This window comes from Kribbella deserti (assembly GCF_042434725.1).
GTDB classification, from domain to species: domain Bacteria; phylum Actinomycetota; class Actinomycetes; order Propionibacteriales; family Kribbellaceae; genus Kribbella; species Kribbella deserti.
In genome coordinates, this window is sequence record NZ_JBHLTC010000035.1 from 217,862 (window position 1) to 235,237 (window position 17,376).

14 protein-coding genes are annotated in these 17,376 nt (G+C 68.1%); 6 read left to right on the forward strand and 8 right to left on the reverse strand.

Going from position 1 to position 17,376, the window contains the following annotated elements:
- Positions 1 to 28: 28 nt before the first annotated feature.
- On the reverse strand, positions 29 to 808 hold the full coding sequence (locus ACFFGN_RS26535; protein WP_380052668.1) for a Fic family protein: 780 nt from the start codon (positions 806 to 808) through the stop codon (positions 29 to 31).
- Between the two features lie 50 nt (positions 809 to 858).
- On the opposite strand from ACFFGN_RS26535, the gene ACFFGN_RS26540 reads away from it, so the two are divergent.
- On the forward strand, positions 859 to 3,135 hold the full coding sequence (locus tag ACFFGN_RS26540; protein ID WP_380052670.1) for a bifunctional glycosyltransferase/CDP-glycerol:glycerophosphate glycerophosphotransferase: 2,277 nt from the start codon (positions 859 to 861) through the stop codon (positions 3,133 to 3,135).
- Between the two features lie 16 nt (positions 3,136 to 3,151).
- On the opposite strand, the gene ACFFGN_RS26545 is transcribed toward ACFFGN_RS26540, so the two are convergent.
- Positions 3,152 to 3,583 carry a MarR family winged helix-turn-helix transcriptional regulator gene (locus tag ACFFGN_RS26545; protein ID WP_380052672.1) on the reverse strand — a complete coding sequence of 144 codons (432 nt, stop codon included), beginning with the start codon at positions 3,581 to 3,583 and terminating at the stop codon, positions 3,152 to 3,154.
- Between the two features lie 124 nt (positions 3,584 to 3,707).
- Here ACFFGN_RS26545 and ACFFGN_RS26550 point away from each other — a divergent pair, with 124 nt between their 5' ends.
- The 3 genes from ACFFGN_RS26550 to ACFFGN_RS26560 all read left to right on the forward strand — a co-directional run bounded on the left by ACFFGN_RS26550 (position 3,708) and on the right by ACFFGN_RS26560 (position 8,356).
- Positions 3,708 to 5,465, forward strand: coding sequence for an ABC transporter ATP-binding protein (locus ACFFGN_RS26550; RefSeq protein WP_380052674.1), 1,758 nt, complete (start codon positions 3,708 to 3,710; stop codon positions 5,463 to 5,465).
- A gap of 168 nt (positions 5,466 to 5,633) precedes the next feature.
- Positions 5,634 to 7,328 carry an arginine--tRNA ligase gene (gene argS / locus ACFFGN_RS26555; RefSeq protein WP_446685223.1) on the forward strand — a complete coding sequence of 565 codons (1,695 nt, stop codon included), beginning with the start codon at positions 5,634 to 5,636 and terminating at the stop codon, positions 7,326 to 7,328.
- 41 nt (positions 7,329 to 7,369) lie between these two features.
- Positions 7,370 to 8,356 carry a GNAT family N-acetyltransferase gene (locus ACFFGN_RS26560; protein WP_380052676.1) on the forward strand — a complete coding sequence of 329 codons (987 nt, stop codon included), beginning with the start codon at positions 7,370 to 7,372 and terminating at the stop codon, positions 8,354 to 8,356.
- Between the two features lie 61 nt (positions 8,357 to 8,417).
- On the opposite strand, the gene ACFFGN_RS26565 is transcribed toward ACFFGN_RS26560, so the two are convergent.
- Positions 8,418 to 9,899, reverse strand: a complete 1,482-nt coding sequence (locus tag ACFFGN_RS26565; RefSeq protein ID WP_380052678.1) for an MFS transporter — start codon at positions 9,897 to 9,899, stop codon at positions 8,418 to 8,420.
- Between the two features lie 169 nt (positions 9,900 to 10,068).
- On the opposite strand from ACFFGN_RS26565, the gene ACFFGN_RS26570 reads away from it, so the two are divergent.
- Positions 10,069 to 10,758, forward strand: a complete 690-nt coding sequence (locus tag ACFFGN_RS26570; protein ID WP_380052680.1) for a TetR/AcrR family transcriptional regulator — start codon at positions 10,069 to 10,071, stop codon at positions 10,756 to 10,758.
- A 69-nt stretch (positions 10,759 to 10,827) separates the two neighbouring features.
- Here ACFFGN_RS26570 and ACFFGN_RS26575 read toward each other — a convergent pair whose 3' ends face one another.
- The 5 genes from ACFFGN_RS26575 to ACFFGN_RS26595 all read right to left on the reverse strand — a co-directional run bounded on the left by ACFFGN_RS26575 (position 10,828) and on the right by ACFFGN_RS26595 (position 14,897).
- Complete coding sequence (locus ACFFGN_RS26575; protein WP_380052772.1) at positions 10,828 to 12,141, reverse strand: DUF2786 domain-containing protein; 1,314 nt, start codon at positions 12,139 to 12,141, stop codon at positions 10,828 to 10,830.
- 121 nt (positions 12,142 to 12,262) lie between these two features.
- On the reverse strand, positions 12,263 to 12,661 hold the full coding sequence (locus ACFFGN_RS26580; RefSeq protein WP_380052682.1) for a hypothetical protein: 399 nt from the start codon (positions 12,659 to 12,661) through the stop codon (positions 12,263 to 12,265).
- Positions 12,645 to 13,403 (reverse strand): SDR family NAD(P)-dependent oxidoreductase, encoded by a 759-nt coding sequence (locus tag ACFFGN_RS26585; RefSeq protein WP_380052684.1) that lies wholly within the window; start codon positions 13,401 to 13,403, stop codon positions 12,645 to 12,647. Before ACFFGN_RS26585 ends, ACFFGN_RS26580 begins: the two co-directional genes overlap by 17 nt.
- Positions 13,396 to 14,649, reverse strand: a complete 1,254-nt coding sequence (locus tag ACFFGN_RS26590; RefSeq protein WP_380052686.1) for an AMP-binding protein — start codon at positions 14,647 to 14,649, stop codon at positions 13,396 to 13,398. The genes ACFFGN_RS26585 and ACFFGN_RS26590 overlap by 8 nt, the downstream gene beginning before the upstream one ends.
- A complete protein-coding gene (locus ACFFGN_RS26595; RefSeq protein ID WP_380052688.1) occupies positions 14,646 to 14,897 on the reverse strand; it encodes an acyl carrier protein in 252 nt (83 codons plus the stop codon). The genes ACFFGN_RS26590 and ACFFGN_RS26595 overlap by 4 nt, the downstream gene beginning before the upstream one ends.
- 235 nt (positions 14,898 to 15,132) lie before the next feature.
- On the opposite strand from ACFFGN_RS26595, the gene ACFFGN_RS26600 reads away from it, so the two are divergent.
- The gene (locus tag ACFFGN_RS26600) at positions 15,133 to 17,289 is read left to right on the forward strand and encodes a hypothetical protein (RefSeq protein WP_380052690.1); all 2,157 of its coding nucleotides are present in this window, start codon (positions 15,133 to 15,135) and stop codon (positions 17,287 to 17,289) included.
- Positions 17,290 to 17,376 lie beyond the last annotated feature (87 nt).

Below are 17,376 nucleotides of genomic sequence, written 5' to 3' on the forward strand. Positions count from 1 at the left end.
AGCCTGGTTGGCTTTTCCGCAAGCCTGGTCAGCGATCGCCCGTCAGCGGCGATCGCTCGGCGCCGAGTGTGACCACCTCACAAGCACGCAGCAGCCAGTCCCGAACACCCGCGACACCACCAGTGGCGTAGTCGCGAAGCCCTTGCGCATAAGAGCCCGCGAGTTCCTGGTGTCCGAGTTCCGGAACGGTCGCGCCGAGCGGATCAGTGCCACGGGCAACCAAGACGAGCCGCTCGGCCGCACGGGCCACCAGGCCGTTCGCCGTACCGAAGGGGCGCAGTATCGCCAGCTCGGCGTGCACGATCGCGGCGACCACGATGGCGGGTGCTGTGGTCGGTTCGGTCAAGGCCCGGGCTAGACCGCTAAGCCGTTCCCACATCTCGTCGGCGCCCGGTGCCGGCGGTAGGCCCTCGATGTCATCGGGAACCGACTCACGCGCCGTACGGAGGTGGCCGAGCTCTGCCTCGTCCGCGACCATCCCGACGGCGGCAAGCTGGTGCAGCCTGGTCCAGACCTGTACGGGCGCCGTATCGGCCTGAGGTGCCATCGACATCAACTCGGTCGTCATCCGGACCGCGCCCGCACTGAGCGCGTCACCCTCTCCCCGGCGTACGTCGTCCAGGGGCGAGGTACTGCCGGCCAGAGCCGCGGAGGCGTGCGCCCCGAGCAGGAGTGCCTCGGTGGTGACATCACTGCTGATCCGGCGTAGACCCCGGTCCCGGAGCAGGACGTCCACGGCGTCGCGGGCGGCCCGTACGGACGACCCGACCCCCTCAAGCCCGGCCAGTGGTGCGAAGACATCGGTCATGCGCCCGACCCTAGTGGGTCCCTACTTCGGTGACCGTAGGATGCGCTGTCATGGTCGCTAGTACGGACTCCGGCGCGGTCGCCGACGGAGCTCCCCGGTTCAGCATCGTGGTTCCCTGCTACGCGCAGCGGGCCTGGCTGCGACCTTGCCTGGACTCGATCCTGGGGCAGTCTTTCGGCGATTTCGAGGTTGTCGCGGTTAACGACGCCTCCCCCGACTTCACGGCCGACCTGCTCTCCGAGTACGCCGCAGCCGATCCGCGCGTGCAGGTGGTCACCCTGCCCGAGAACGCCGGTACCGGCCGCGCCCGCAACGCCGGCTTGGCGCGCTGTCGCGGCGAATACGTGCTGTTCCTGGACTGCGACGACACCATGCAGCCGGGCTCACTCGAAGCGATCAGCGCGCGCATCGCCACCACGGACCAGCCCGACATCCTGCTGTTCGACTACGAGCGGGTGTTCTGGAACGGCAACGTCGTTCGCAGCGTGCAGCACGAGGCCTTCGCTCGCGAGGGCAACGGCGTCTTCACCGCGGTCGAGCGTCCGGTCTTCCTGACCTTCCTGGAGGTCGTCTGGAACAAGGCCTACCGTCGGCAGTTCCTGCACGGTCACGGCTTCAGCTTCACGCCCGGGCTCTACCAAGACGCTCCGTGGACCTACGCGACAATGCTGACCGCCGAGCGCATCGCCACCTTGGACCAAGTGGTCGTGCACTACCGCCAGCACCGGCTACCGGGCGGCGTAGAGGCCTCGCGCAACCGCAAGCACTTCGACATCTTCGACCAGTACGACCGGGTCTTCAGCTTCATCCTCGACCCAGAGCTCTCGCACTGGCACCGGTTCGTATTCGACCGGTCACTCGACCACATGCTCACGGTGCTGCGCCGGCCCGATCGGCTGCATCCGGACGACAAGGCCGAGTTCTTCCACACCGCGGCAGCCTTCGCCCAGCGCTGGAAGCCCGAGGGGTACCGGCCGGATCTGACCCGCCGCGGCTTCAAGCGGTGGCTGGTGGTGACCGACGACTACGCGACGTACACCGCCACCCGGACCGGCACCCGCGTACGGGAGACCACCCGGCGCGTCCGTACTCGCGGGCTGCCAACCGTGCGGCAGACCGCGGCGAACCTGCTGAGCCGCCGCTCCGGCGATATCGATCCGAACCTGGCGGTCTACAACTCGTACTGGTGCAAGCAGTTCGCCTGCAACCCGCGGGCCATCTACGAACGAGCGGCTGACCTGGCCCCGCACATCCGCGGCGTCTGGGTGGTGCACCCGGACTTCGTCTCGGTCATTCCCGAGGGCGTGGAATACGTGCTGGAGAACTCCCCGGCGTACCACCAGCTGATGAACCGGGCGAAGTACTTCATCGCGAACGTGAACTTCCCGGGCGATCTGGTCAAGCGCGACGGCCAGATCCACGTGCAGACCCAGCACGGCACACCGCTGAAGACGATGGGCACGGACCTGCGGCACTACCCGGTCGCGGCGAAGGACCTCGACCTGGACGAGCTGATGCGCAGGGTCGACCGCTGGGACTTCAACCTCAGCTCCAACCGGTACTCCTCCGACATCTGGAACCGCACCTACCCGTCGCGGTTCGAAAACCTGGAGACCGGTTTTCCGCGTAACGACCGGTTGATGAACGCGGACCTGGACACGGTCCGGGAGATCCGCGCGTCCTTCGGGTTCGACGACTCGCACCTGGTCGTGCTGTACGCCCCGACCTTCCGCGACGGCCATGACGCCGTACGGACGAAGGACGGGGTGGTCGACCTCGGCGGCGACGGGATCCACCTGGACCTGGACGCGCTGGCGGCGTCGATCGGCGACCACGGGCGCATCCTGGTCCGGACGCACTACTCGCTGTCCAAGGGCGCCGAGGACATCCACTCCGACCGGATCGTGGACGTCTCGGCCCATCCGCGGGTGGAAGACCTCCAGCTGGCGGCGGACGTACTGATCTCGGACTACTCGTCGATCAGCTTCGACTACGCCAACCTGGATCGGCCGATCGTGCTGCTCGTCGACGACAAGGGCCAGTACGACGCGGCGCGCGGCACGTACTTCGACATCACGGAGTTCCCGCCGGGACTGGTGGCACGGTCACCCCAGGAGGTCGCGGCGGCGTTGACCACGGGCGCCTTCGCGGACGCGGAGGCCAGCAAGCGGCGACAGCTGTTCCGGGAGCGGTTCTGCGAGTTCGATGACGGCCGGGCCGCCGAACGAGTGATCCGCCGGGTCTACCTGGGCGAAACCGACCTGCCGCCGATCACCCCACTGGCCGAGCGCCGGCCCGCGCCGTCGCCGTACTGGTCGAGCCGCTAAGACGTCCGCCAAACCGCTAGGACGTCTCGGGCTTGCGCAGGCTGCGCAAGATGCGGACCAGGTCGGCACGGTCGGCCTCGTCCAGTTCACGGAAGTACGCGTCGGCCTCGGCGACCCGGGCCTGGCGGATGCCGTCGGACACCTCGGCGCCCTTCGCGGTCAGCTCGACCAGGGTGGCCCGGCGATCGTTCGGGTCGGCCTGACGCGCGACGAGGCCGCGCTGCTCCAGATCGTCGACCACCTCGGTCGCCGAGCGCGGCGCGATGTGCAGCCGCTCGGCCAGATCGCGTAACCGCACCGGCCCGTGGTGGTCGAGCACCCGGATGGCACGCGCCTGTGACGGGCTCACGTCCCACGGCGCCAGCGACTCGCGGGACATCTGACGCAGCTGGCGCGCGACGGCCCAGAAGGCCTCCGCGAGGGTCTCGTCAGCCTCCTCCGCACTCACGGGAACAGACTACCAAGCAATAGCGTTGTAACCTCATGATGAGGTAACCTCAGCAATTACCTGAGCCGGAAGGAACCCCTTGGAAGCAGAGATCAAGCAACGCCCGCGCCGGTCCCATCACGAGGTGACCGACGCCGAGAAGACCCAAGCGCGCGAGGTATCGCTGCGCCGCATCGGCCGGTTGTTCCGGCCCTATCGCTGGCAACTCACCGTCGTGATCGCGATCATCGTCGCGTCGTCCGTGGTGAGCATGGCCTCGCCCTTCCTGCTGCGCGCGACCATTGACGACGCGCTGCCGAAGCAGGACGTGCAGCTGCTGATCTGGCTGACCGCCGGCATGGTCGGCGTGGCCGTGCTGACCTCAGCCTTCGGCGTGGTGCAGACGTGGATCTCCACCAAGATCGGCCAGCAGATCATGCACCGGCTGCGCACCGACGTGTTCGCGCATCTGCAGCGCCAGTCGATCTCGTTCTTCACCCGCACCCGCACCGGCGAGGTGCAGTCGCGCATCACCAACGACATCGGCGGCATGCAGTCGGTGGTCACCTCGACCGCCACCTCCGTCGCCTCGAACCTCACCACCGCCGTCGCCACCGCGGTCGCGATGATCGCGCTGTCTTGGCAGCTCTCGCTGATCTCGCTGGTCGTGATGCCGCCCGCCATCTACCTGACCCGCCGGGTCGCGCGGATGCGCCGCGACGTCACCACCAAGCAGCAACAGGAACTGGCCGACCTGAACGTCGTGGTCGAGGAAGGCCTGTCGATCAGCGGCATCCAGCTCGCCAAGACGATGGGTGCCGGCCCGGCTTTGACCGAGCGCTTCAGCTCGTCCTCGACGCGATTGATCGATCTGGAACTGCGCGCGGAGCTGGCGGGTCGCTGGCGAATGGCCTCAATGAGCGTGATCTTCGCGGCCATTCCCGCGATCATCTACCTGAGCGCGGGTCTGCCCGCGACCTCGGGCGCGATGACCATCGGCACGCTGATCGCCTTCACCACCTTGCAGAACGGGCTGTTCCGGCCGTTGATGGGCCTGCTCAACGTGGGCGTCTCACTGGTCAGCTCGCTGGCGTTGTTCGCCCGCATCTTCGAGTATCTCGACCTGCCGATCGAGGTCGACGACCCCGCGAAGCCCATCGAGATCGACCCGCGCCGTACGGCTGGACACGTCCGGTTGGAGGACGTCACCTTCATGTACCCGGGCAACGAGCGGCCCGCGATCGACGGCATCACCCTCGACGTACCGGCGGGCAGCACGCTCGCGCTGGTCGGCGAGACCGGGTCGGGCAAGAGCACGCTCGGCGCGCTGCTGGCCCGGCTGTACGACCCGGACGCCGGGCGCATCACCTTGGATGGCATCGACCTGCGCGACCTTCGTCTCGCGGATCTGGCATCAGCGGTTGGTGTCGTGAGCCAGGAGACGTATCTGCTGCACACGACCGTGCGGGAGAACCTGCGCTACGCCAAGCCGGATGCCACCGACGAGGAGATCGAGGCCGCCGCACGGGCCGCGCAGATCCACGAGTTGATCGCCGGTCTGCCCGACGGATACGACACGATGGTCGGCTCGCGTGGGCATCGGTTCTCCGGTGGTGAGAAGCAGCGCATCGCGATCGCTCGCACGTTGCTGCGCGATCCGCGGGTACTGATCCTGGACGAGGCGACCAGCGCGCTCGACACCGAAACGGAACGGGCCGTGCAGCGCGCGTTCGACGAACTGGCCAAGGGCCGAACGACGATCACCATCGCGCACCGGCTCTCGACCGTACGGGCGGCGGACCAGATCGTGGTGATCGACGCCGGCCGGGTGATCGAGTCGGGTACGCACCACAGCCTGGTCGCGGACAACGGCCGCTACGCAAGTCTCGCCCTCGCGTCTTGAGGTTTTCGATTCGCCAGGCGATGGCGCGGTCTGCATACTAGGCACATGACGTCGAGCCTGGGCACTGTCTGCGCGCTGCGCGACCAGTCCGGCCTGCGACGACGACGCTCCGTCTGAACACCCCAGTCTTTCCTGTTCCGGCGCGTCATCTTTCCTTGAGGATTCCTCATGTCGTTCGTTCTGCCTGTGCTGTCCACCCGGCTGTCCACCGCCGCGACCGCGGCTTTCGCAATGGCGCTCGACCCTGAGCTCCGGCCCGCCACGAAACCCGAGTTCGGCCACTTCCAGACCAACCTCGCGTTGCGCCTCGCCAAGCCGTTAGGCCTTGCACCACGGGCGATCGCGGCCAAGCTGGTGGAGCACCTCCAGGTTGATGACCTGTGCCTCCCGCCGTCCATCGCGGGCCCTGGTTTCGTCAACCTCGAGCTGCGGACCGACGTACTGGCAGACGGGGTGAACGCCGGGGTGTCGTTCCCGCCGCGGGGCGAACGCGTGGTGGTCGACTACTCGCAACCCAACGTGGCCAAGCAGATGCACGTCGGCCATCTCCGGTCGACCGTGATCGGCGACGCGCTTTGCAACGTGCTGTCGTACGTCGGCTATGAGGTGATCCGGCAGAACCACGTAGGCGATTGGGGCACGCAGTTCGGCATGCTGGTTGAGCAACTGCTGGACGAGGATCCGAAGCAAAGCCTCGACCTGGATTCGCTGCAAGGCCTTTATCAGCGGTCGCGGGTGCACTTCGACAGCTCGCCGGAGTTCGCCGATCGGTCCCGGGCGAGAGTGGTCGCGTTGCAGTCCGGCGACCCGGAGACGCGGGCGCTTTGGCAACGGATGGTGGATGTCTCACTGACCGAGTTCGAGCGGCTCTACGCCCGGCTCGGTACCGGCCTGACGCCTGCGGACGTTGTCGGTGAGAGCGCCTACAACAACGAATTGCCCAACGTGGTGGACGAATTGACCGCCGCTGGGTTGCTGACCGAATCGGGTGGCGCGCTGTGCGCGTTTCTGCCGGGCTTCACCGGGCGGGACGGATCACCGCTGCCGGTGATCGTACGCAAATCCGACGGCGGCTTCGGTTACAGCGCGACGGACCTCGCGGCCGTGCGGCACCGGGTGCGCGATCTGCACGCGCGGCGGATCATTTACGTGGTCGACCAACGGCAGGCCCTGCACTTCCGGCAGATCTTCGCGCTCGCGAGCGCGGCCGGGTGGTTGCCCTCGACAACAACTGCGGAGCACGTCGGCTTCGGAACCGTGCTGGGGGAGAACGGCAAACCCTTCAAGACCAGATCCGGCGACACCGTCCGGTTGGCCACATTGCTCGACGCGGCGGTCGAACGGGCCGCCGCCCTGCTGGACGAGCGGGCCGGCTCGCTCGATGGTGACGCGCGTGCCGAGATCGCCCGGGCAGTTGGCATCGGCGCGGTGAAGTACGCGGATCTGTCCAGTGATCGGGTCAACGACTACGTGTTCGCGTTGGACCGGATGGTGGCGATGACCGGCAACACCGGACCTTACCTGCAGTACGCGCATGCCCGGTTGACCAAGCTCCTCGCGAAGGCCGGAACCACTCCAGGGGCTGTGACTGTGCTCGAGAGCCCTGTGGAGCAACGGCTCGCGCTGCAACTCGCGGCCTTCGGCAGCACGGTCGAGCAGGTCGCGGAGACGTTGCAGCCGCATCGGTTGTGCGGGTACCTGTTCGAGTTGGCGACGACCCTGTCCGCGTTCTACGAGTCCTGCCCGGTTCTCACCAGCGATGGCGAAACCCGGGCCAGCCGGCTCGCCCTCTGCGCCGCGACCCGGCGGGTCCTGGCCGACGGCCTCGGCCTCCTTGGCATCACCGCGCCCGACAGCATGTAAAACCCGATGCTTCGCGAGGCCCAGCGCCGTACCTTGGCAGGATGGGTACGACACAGGTGTGGCCGGGTGGGGCGACAGCGCGTGCGCTGACGAAGCCAGATACGAAGGACTGGGCCGAACTGCTCGCAGCGGCTGAGGCCGTCGATCAGACCGGGGAGAACTACAGCGTCGAGGACCTCGATGAGGAACTCGACGATCCGAAGGTGAACACGGAGACCGACACCATCGGGTTATGGCTCGACGGCGTACTGGTCGGGTACGGCGTCGTGCGCGGGCCGGACGAAGTGGTGGACGTGCACCGGGTTCAGACCGAGGGAACGATCCACCCGGACTGGCGCCGCCGCGGCCTCGGTAGCGCCTTGCTGACCTGGTTGGTCGAGCGGGCGACCGACGTACACCGGGAACGGCAGCCGGCGGCGGTCGGCGAGGTCAACACCAGCGTGCCGAGCACCCACGGGATTGCCCGGGACATGCTCACTGCCCGTGGGTTCGAGCCCTGCCGGTACTTCTTCTTGATGCAGCGGGACCTCGGCACCGGGCCCGTCCCGGCGACGCCACTGCCGGATGGCCTGCGCCTCGTCGCGTTCGACTGGAAGTACGACGAGGCACTGCGGCTCGCGCACAACGATGCCTTCCTCGATCACTGGGGTTCGACCCCGAAGGACGCCGAGACCTGGAAAACCTGGTTCACCGGTTCCCGCGCGTTCCGCCCGGACACGAGTGTTGTCGTTCTCGATGGGGACGAGATCGCCGCGTACACCCTCGGGTACGAGTACGAGGCCGACACCGCCGCTACCGGCGTACGCGAGGTGTACGTCGGCCAGGTCGGTACGCGACGGGCCTACCGCGGGAAAGGTGCGGCGCGAGCCGCCCTCGCCCAGGTACTACGCCAGGCCGAGGACCTCGGCTACCAGCGCTCATCCCTCGACGTGGACGGCGAGAACCCAACGGGCGCGCTAGGCCTCTACCAGTCGCTGGGCTACGTCACGACCAAGCAGACCATTCGCCACCGCAAGGCCATCAGCTAAGGGACTACGTCGATTTACTGCGTGCGGGCGGCTCCTGGCTTTGGAGCCGCCCGCAGTCGTGCTAGATGTGGCTGTCGGTTGGGACGGCCGGAACCTCTACGACCACCGCCTTACGCTCCCACGGCCGGACGGCGAGTAGCAGGGCTCCAAGCGTTAGTGCGGCGAATACGACCGACCCCGTGAAAGCGGCCCCCACACCGTCTGCGAGCACCTGCTTGGCCTCCAGAACCCCGTCGGCCACAGCGTTGCGCGAGGCCGTTCCGAAGACAGTGACGAGGATGCCCAGCCCTAGCGCGCCACCAACCTGCTGCAGCACGTTGAGCAGGCCCGAGGCGGCACCAGCATCTTCAGGCAGTACGCCGGCCAGAGCGTGGCTGGTCAGCGGCACGAACACCAGACCCGCGCCCAGCCCGAACAGCACCAGCGGGCCGACAACCGCGGCGGCGTACGTGCTGTCCACCGCGATCTGCATCAACCAGACCATGCCGCCGAGCAACAACGCGCCTCCGGCCAACATGAGCCGGCCACTGCCGATCCGGTCCAGCACTCGCGGCACGGTGCGGACGGTGACAAAGAGCAGTCCGGTCATCGGCAGGAACGCCAGCCCGGCCGCGAGCGGGCTGAACGCGAGCACGCCCTGCAGGAACTGCGTCAGGAAGAAGAACATCCCGAACATCGTGCCGACGAGCAGGAACATCGCGAAGTACGCCGACACGCGGGTCCGATCGGCGAACAACCTGAGCGGCGTGATCGGATGTGCCGCCCGGCGCTCGACCACCACGAAGGCGGCCAGCAGGACCAGGCCGATCGCGAAGGCGGCCAGCACCTCCGGCGCACTCCAGCCGACCTCGGCCACACGGATGAACCCGTAGACCAGGGCGGTGATACCGGCGGTCGAGGTCAGCGCCCCGGCGATGTCGAACCGGCCTTGCTGCGCGGGCGTTTCGGTCAGGTACCGGCGGGCGGCGAAGACCAGCGCGATACCGATCGGCACGTTGATGAACAGGCCCCACCGCCACGAGGCCCAGTCGGTGAGCATGCCGCCGACGACCAGACCGATGCTGGCGCCGCCGGACGAGACCAGGCTGTAAAGGCCGAGCGCCTTGATCCGCTCCGGACCCTCCGGGAACGTCAGCATCAGCAAGGTGAGTGCGGCCGGAGCCGCGATGGCACCGCCGACGCCCTGCAAGACCCGCGCGGCGAGCAGCAGTTCGGCCGTTGGCGCGATCCCGCCCAGCAGGGAGGCGGCGGTGAAGATGGTGATACCGGTGATGAAGACCCGGCGCCGCCCGAGCAGGTCGCCCGCACGGGCGCCGAGCAGCAGCAGGCCGCCGAACGCGAGGGCGTACGCGTTCTGCACCCACGACAGGCTGGCCGGACTGAAGTCGAGCGTCTCCTGGATCTTGGGCATCGCGATGGTGACGACGGTGCCGTCGAGAATGACCATCAACTGGGTGATGACGATGACGGCGAGAACTACCGCCGCGCGCCGTTCGGGCGTGCGGCTACCAGCGCCCGCCGGCGCCGCGGATGTGACCGACATGAGCAGCTTGCTCCTTCCCCCGAAGGGGCTAGAGTGGAAACGAGCAGAAAAGTGGAGCGCTCCTCCGGTTACGATACGGAGGCCGCCTCCGCTTTTCAAGCGATTTATCCGGCCGGTGTATTCCCGGTCTGGCCCGAGGTGTGCGACCGACGCGAAGGAGGCAAGTGACGTGAGAGCACCGAACGACCTCCAGCCACCTGCCGAAGCCACACCCACCCCACCAGCCGAGGCCCAGGCGAGCACCGCGCAGGCCTGCGGAACGGGACCTGTTGGCGAGTCGGCCAGTAGCGCGCGGGCCATTCCGGTGACCTGCGCTCGTCCGACCCGGGCCGACGCGGCTCGCAACTACGACTTGCTGGTGACGGCGGCCCGCGAGGCCTTCGCCGACCACGGCACAAGCACCTCCCTGGAGGAGATCGCCCGTCGCGCGGGGGTCGGTATCGGCACGTTGTACCGTCGGTTCCCGACCCGCACGGCGCTGCTCGAGGCGGTCTACGTCGACGAGATCCAATCCGTCTGCGATCGGGCCTACGGCTTCTCCGAAGAACTCCCGCCCTTCGAAGCGCTCTCGGCCTGGCTGCACTCGCTCGCGTCGTACGCCGCGTCCAAGCACACGCTCGCCAGCGAACTGATGGATGCCCTCGGCAAGGACTCCGAATTCTTCAAGGCCTGCAAGGTGAATCTTCGTGATGCGGCCGACCTGCTCTTCGGCAACGCCAAACAAGCCGGCATGGTCCGCGACGACGTGCAGGCAATGGACGTGCTCCGCCTCATCAGCGCCACCCACGACACCGATGCCGACCAGGCCGCCCGCCTCATCAACATCATTCTCGCCGGCCTCCGCCCGCAACCAAACTAATGTCGCGCCCCCAGCACACGGTCCGGTGACCCTTCGGCCGCCAGCACTCCCCGCTAGCCCGGTTCCCCGCTACGCAGGGCGGAGGGCGGGGGCGGTGTCCAGGGTGGCGCGGTTGGCGGCATCGCGGCCCGCGGCCCAGCCGGCGCCGCTGGAGATGCGGGTTCGGCGGGTGGTGGTTTTGGGGAAGAGCGTGGTGAGCAGCGCCGTGACCTGTTGCTCGCGTTTGGCTAGGACCGGCAGGAGCAGGTCGCCTTGCTCGGCTTCAACCGCAGCTTGGGTGGCGTCGGCCGCGGCTTGCAGACGTTCGCCGATTCGTTGGGCGTAGGCGACGAAGAAGGCGCGCCGGAAGGCCTGCGTCCTGGATTCGTCGTGCCTGCGGGCGCGTTGACCCGTCGCGAGCAGGGCCCGGTTGGCCTGGACAAGCAGCGACGTACTCAGAATCTCGGTGAGTTCGAGGTCGAGTTCGGAACCGACCACGGTGACAAACGGCGGCCGCTCGGTCATCACGGCGTGGCAGCGGTTGGCCATCGCGACGACGTGCACCAGTTGCGATTTGGCCGCGGTATAAGGCGATTCCATCCAGATCCGCCGCGCGGCCGAGTCATCGGCGAGATCGCCCTGACCGTTGCCCAAGGCATCAACCAGGGCTTGGTCGAGCGAGAACTTGGCCATCAGTTCCTGCGCCTTGGCCGACAACGCGTCAGCCTCGTCGGGGAACTCGGTGGCCTCCGCCTTCGCCAGCAGCCCACGGATCCGCCCGAGCGCCTTGTCGTGCCCAGGCTTCCGCTCCCCCGCGGAACCAACCGGGGAAACACCCGAGGAGGCTCCCGGCGTCGATGCGGCAGAACCAGAGGCCCGCCGCGACGACGTGGCGCCCGGACTAGGCCGATAGGTGCCCGGCAAGGGCAACAGCCGCGGCAACACGGGCAAGGTCAGCAGGAAGGCTGCCAGCGTGACGACCGCGTCAATGACGAGATACCGCACTTGGCGATGTTGTTTCGCCCAGGCGGTCAGATCCAGCGACTCGAACGGCGCACGCAACCCAAGCCCGGCAAGTTGATCCACCCACTGTGGCGCAAGACCCTCCACCGCATACGCCCGATGCTGGGACCCGATGGCAGGCACCAACAGTGGCAGCGCGTCCGCCTCCAGCTCCCGACGACCGAACTCAGCAAGGTCATTGGGTTGCCAGCCACGATCCCAGGCGTCTCTCAGCAAGGTGTCGAGTAGAGCGCTGACGGCTCGGTCGACCTGTGCCCGGTCGATCTCGTCGAACCGCCCGAGCTCACCGGCGAACAGCTCCGTCCCGGCCTGGCCCGTCGCCATCGCGATCGCCGCCGATCGGAACACCGCCACCACATGCTCATCCGGCCACTGGTTCATCGCCACCACCCCATCCTTCCGCACCGATCCGCGAGCCCCCGATGACCCGCGCTGCAGAGAATGTGCCGCGAAGAACCGCCGACCGCGAAACGACTTTCAGCCCTGTGGACAACGCCGGAACTCATGACGGCGCCATCGCGACCGTGACAACGAGCGGGCCGCCCGGGCTGGGTAGCGTGAGCGTTCGCCAGACGCCGTCGAACAACGCCGGTACGTCGAGACCGTGTTCGGGCCACCAGGCCAGCATCGGCACATCCGCGAGCTTGCAGAGGCACTCCGCCCGGGTCCACCGAGGCCAGAAATCCGCCTCGCCGAACCGGCGGGCCAGTGGGGCCGGCACCAGCTGGCCGGCGTACTCCGCGTCGATGACGACGGTCCAGCCCGCGGGCGGCTCGCCGTACCAGCCGACGCAGCGGAAATCGGGCAGATGCGATCGGGTGATCGCATCTGCCATCTCCGCGACGGAGCCCACGCTCAGGTGGGATTCCGCCTGGGTGAGCAGCTCAGATGGAAGCGGCACCGTCGATGACCAGGACCTGGCCATTGATGTTGGTGTTGTCCAGCAGCAGCATGCGCACGACCGGCACGACCTCTTCCGGCTCGGTCAGGTGGCCCGTCGGCGTGCGGCGAACGATCTGGTCGAGCTGGGTCTGGCCGAGCACCGCGGACATCTCCGAGGCGAAGAAGCCGGGCGCGACCGAGTTGGCCAGCACGCGGCCGCCGAGCTCACGGGCCAGCGATCGGGTCGCGGAGTCCATGCCGCCCTTGGTCGCGGAGTACGCGACGAGGCCGGGATACCCACGCTGGGCGCAGATCGAGGTGACGTTCACGATCCGGCCCTTGAGGCCCTTGGCCATCATCCGGCGCAGCACGAATCGGGTGAGCACCAGCGGCGACGTCAGGTTCGTCTGGATGATGCCGGCGATCTGCTCGGCCGAGGTGTGCACGTGCAGCGAGTCCTGGCCGACGGCGGCGTTGTTCACGATGCCGTCGATCGGGCCGAGCTTGGTCTCGACCTCCTTGACGAAGGCCTGCCCCGCCTTGGCGTCGTTGATGTCGACCGAGCCGACGTGCACCTGCTCGGGGAACTTCTCCGCCAGGGCGGTCAGTTCCGGCGTCACCGTCCGGGCGAACGCGGCGACCTTCACCCCGGCCTCGATCAGGTCGGTGACGATGGCCAGGCCGAGGCCGCGGGAGCCACCGGAGACCAGCACCACGGACGACGGCGGCACCTGGGTCGGTACGGCTACGGAATCAGACATCGCTTTTCAACGTCTCCTTCGAAGGAATCTCGTCCAGGAAGCGGATCCGGCGCGGTACGCCGTAGTCCGGCAGCCTGGTCGTGCACCACTGCACCAGGTCGGCATCGGTGATCGGGCCCATACCGGGATCGAGCACCACCTCGGCGGCGACCATCCGGCCGACGATCGGGGCCTTGCGCGCGAACACCCGGGCCCAGGCCACGGACGGATGCGCCATCAGCACGTTGCGGACCAGTCCGGCCGACACCTTGGACCCACCGACGTTGATCTCGTCGGTGTCCAGGCGGCCCGTGATCAGTACGCGGTCATCGACGAACTCGACCCGGTCACCGGTCCGGTGCGCGCCTTCGAGGCCCGCGCCGTGGTGCGGTGAGCTGATCACCAGTTCGTCGCCGTCGACCGAGATCCGGGGCCGCTCGACGCCCGGCTCGGGCTCGCGGTCCAGCCAGGCCTTCGGGAAGCCGGCCAGGCCGTCGTGCACCACGATCGACGCGCCGACCTCGGACGAGGCGTAGATCCAGGAGATCCGCGCCGCGGGGAAGATCTCGCGCAGGCGGTCCAGAATGGCCTGGTCGACCGGCTCACCGCCGAGCGTGATCTGCTCCAGCGGTACGGCGGCCAGCGCCTCGGTGTCGCGGTAGATCGTCTGGCGCCAGAAGGTCGGCGTACCGGAGGCGGCGGTGACACCGTGCTCGGCGGCGATCTTCGGCCAGGACTCCAGTTCGGACGGCTCGATCACGACCAGGGCCTGATCGGCCTGGGTCAGCGAGAGCGTCACGACCTGCCACCAGGCGTAGGTGCCGGGCGAGTAGGGGCAGAGCCAGGTTCGCGGCTGCTGCTGGCCGCGGACCGTGGTCAGCGACTCGAGGGTGTGACCGATGCGCTTCGGACGGCCGGTCGAACCGGAGGTCAGCAGCCAGACCCGGCCGGACTCCTCGACCCGCTTCAGCTTGGCCGGGGTGACCGAGTGCTCGTCACCGTTCGCGATCACGACGGCGAAACCGGACTCGCCCAGCTCCTCGCGCATGGCCAGGTCGACCCGCGACGAGGTGGCGACCAACAGCTCGGTGCCGTGCACGGCGTGATGCCGCACGGCCGCGAGCGCGTCGGCACCGTTGTCCACCAGCACGGCGGCCGGCGACGGCAACTGGGGCAGCTTGTGCAGCGTGCGCCAGGTCAGCGTCTCGCCACCGACGACGACGCGGTTGTCGTCGCCGATCAGCGCGGTCGATCGACGGGCGGTCACGCCGACTGCAGCTGCTCGATGAAGTCGAGGACGTCACCGACCTTGGCGATCTGCCGGAGTCCCGGGGCGTCGAAGTTCAGCTCGTCACCGATCTCGTCCTCGACTCGCAGCGCGAGCTCGGAGAAGTCAAGGGAACGGAACCCGATCTCCCGCAGGTCGGCAGCGTCGTCGGCCGGCAGGGTCTTGCCCTGGGCCTTCATCACCTCGCCCATCAGGTCGCGGATCTGGGCGCGCGTCAACTCACTCATGGGGCCAGAGCCTATCGCTAGCAGGGCGCCGCACCGGAATCGTGTAACTCCGATCCGCCGGTCGGCCGTGCCGGAGGTGATCTTCGGCACAAGTCCTGCTCGCTGCAGGTTCCTGCAGCCGGGCAACCAAGTGCCCTCGTCCAGCCGTCCTTTCGACGTGATCCGGCGCCCGGCGCCGGACGGCGACACGGTCTGGGGATGCCATGTGCAACAAAACGGCTGAGGATCACGTCTAGTGAGCGTGGAGGGGGAAATCGTGGTGCACGCGGCCTACGTGGTCATCGTGCTGGGCCTGCCCGGCACGATGTTCTGGCGACGGCTGACAGGCGGCAGCGGCTGGCTGACCGTCGACATCTTCCTTGGCGCCTGCTGCGGCGTCGCCCTGGAGTGCCTGCTGTACCCCCTCGGCCGCTGGCTCGGCATGCCGCTACTGCCCTTGGTGATGCCGCTGGTAGCCGTGATCCTCACCGCGATTCCAGGCCATCGCCCGCCGCGCGGCCGACTCCTGCCCTGGTGGTCGATCGCCGGCGTCGCCGCCGCCGTCGGCGTGGTGGTGCTCTGGTTCGTCCGGGCCGGGTCGCAATTCATCACCCTGGAGGGTCCGGCCGCGAACCGGCCGAACTCTGACACGCCGTACCAGCTGGCGCTCGCCGCCGAGCTGACGCACCACTTCCCGCCTCAGGTACCGTACGTCGCCGGTGAGTCCTTGTCGTACCACTGGATGGTCTACAACCACATCGCCTCGGCGCACTGGATCACCCGCGCCGAGCTCGACGTACTGGTCTCCCGCACCGTGCCGCTCGAACTGACCATCCTGGCTGTACTCGGCATCGCGGCCACCGCCGTCGTCTTGTCCGGCAAGGTCGTCGCCGCACCGCTGGCGGCCCTGCTGAGTGTGCTGGCTGCGGACTTCTCGCCATGGTCGTGGTCGGCCAACGACGGCCAGTTCACCGATGGCCCGCTCGCGTTCACCCAGATGATCAGCACAACCCAGGCGCTCGCGGCGGCACTGGTGCTGCCGTTGATCGCGCTGACGGCGCTGATGTTCCGGCGTAGGCCCACGGCAGGCGACTGGGTGGTGGCGCTCGTTCTCATCAGCGTGCTGTCGGTCAGCAAGGCATCGATGTTGCCGCTGTACGGCGCCGGGCTAGCCGTCGCTTTCCTCTATCTGTTGCTCCGGCACCGCCGGCTCAGCCTGCCCACCCTGGGCCTCGCCGTGCTGGTCGCGGCCTGCTACGGCGCGAACTACGTGCTCGTACTCGGGAGCCAGTCTCACGGCGTCATCTGGGCGCCCGCTGAGACCTTCCGCTCGATGCTCAAGCGGCTGTTGCCGACGACGTTCGAAAGCGGTTCGCTAGCGTTGCTGGTGCTCTTCAGCGCCTGGCTGGTGGCCGCCTGGCTGCTGCCGTCACTCGGCTCGCTGCTGATCTCCCGCGAGCGACCGGACGACCCGATGCCGGCGCTGCTCGGCGGCGCCGTGCTCAGCGGTGTCGCCGTGACGTCGTTGGTCTGGCAGTACAGCATGTCGCAGCTGTTCTTCATTCGCGGCACGTTCGGCTTCGGGGTGTTGCTGGCTGCCTGGGGGCTGGCCAGTCTCCGGGCGCAGCACCTGGCGATGGCGGTGCCGGCCGCCACGGTCGGAGTCGGCGCGGTATTGCTGGGCCGGTCCGTCGTCGAAGGTGAGCCCTGGCGTTGTGCCGACAACAGTTGCGTCGAGACCGCGTTCGCCGCGCCGCCGCTGGTCATCACGGCGGCCATCGCGGCCGGTGTATTGATACTCGGCCTGATCTTGTTGATGGTGCTGCGCAAACTGCCCGCACGGGCTTGGGCCGCGCTGATGGTGGCCTCTGCCCTGGGTGCGACTTTCTCCACGGCTCCAGCGGCCATCGCGGCCGGTGGACGGCCAGTCGTCGGCAAGTACGAGTCGATCGCGCCCGGCGGGATCGAGGCCGCCCGCTACATCCGCGCCAACGGCGGCAGCCAGGACGTGATCGCGACCAACGTGCACTGCCAGCGGCCGGTCAAACCACCCTGCGTCTCGATGTCGTTCTGGGTCGCGGGCTACTCCGAGCGCCGGGTTCTGGTCGAGGGCTGGGCTTACACCGCCCGTTCCAGCGGCCGTACCGACCGCCAAGAGGCCCTCGCCGGCGAGTTCTGGGACCCGGAACTCCTGCGGGCCAACGACGTCGTCTTCACCGGCCCGAGCATCGCCAACCTGGAATACCTCCGCAAGCGGTACGGCGTGCGCTGGCTGCTGCTCGACGAGCGGGTCAACCCCGCCCCGGGCGCCCTCGACGAACTGGCCGACCTCCGCTTCCGCGCCGGCACCGTCCGCGTCTACGAACTCCGCATCGCACCCACCCCCAACACCAACCCAGACCTCCCCAACTGACGGCAAGTTCCGGCTCCTACTAGGCCGTCAGCAGGGCCGGAACTATGCCATTAGCAGGCTCTGGACTATGCCGTTAACGGGCGGTGG

Excerpts from the sequence above, each read along its gene's own strand:
- ACFFGN_RS26540 (WP_380052670.1), top strand. The coding sequence starts at position 859 with ATGGTCGCTAGTACGGACTCCGGCGCGGTCGCCGACGGAGCTCCCCGG.
- ACFFGN_RS26595 (WP_380052688.1), bottom strand. The coding sequence starts at position 14,897 with ATGAGTGAGTTGACGCGCGCCCAGATCCGCGACCTGATGGGCGAGGTG.
- ACFFGN_RS26535 (WP_380052668.1), bottom strand. The coding sequence starts at position 808 with ATGACCGATGTCTTCGCACCACTGGCCGGGCTTGAGGGGGTCGGGTCG.
- ACFFGN_RS26560 (WP_380052676.1), top strand. The coding sequence starts at position 7,370 with ATGGGTACGACACAGGTGTGGCCGGGTGGGGCGACAGCGCGTGCGCTG.
- ACFFGN_RS26575 (WP_380052772.1), bottom strand. The coding sequence starts at position 12,141 with ATGAACCAGTGGCCGGATGAGCATGTGGTGGCGGTGTTCCGATCGGCG.
- ACFFGN_RS26565 (WP_380052678.1), bottom strand. The coding sequence starts at position 9,899 with ATGTCGGTCACATCCGCGGCGCCGGCGGGCGCTGGTAGCCGCACGCCC.
- argS (WP_446685223.1), top strand. The coding sequence starts at position 5,634 with ATGTCGTTCGTTCTGCCTGTGCTGTCCACCCGGCTGTCCACCGCCGCG.
- ACFFGN_RS26585 (WP_380052684.1), bottom strand. The coding sequence starts at position 13,403 with ATGTCTGATTCCGTAGCCGTACCGACCCAGGTGCCGCCGTCGTCCGTG.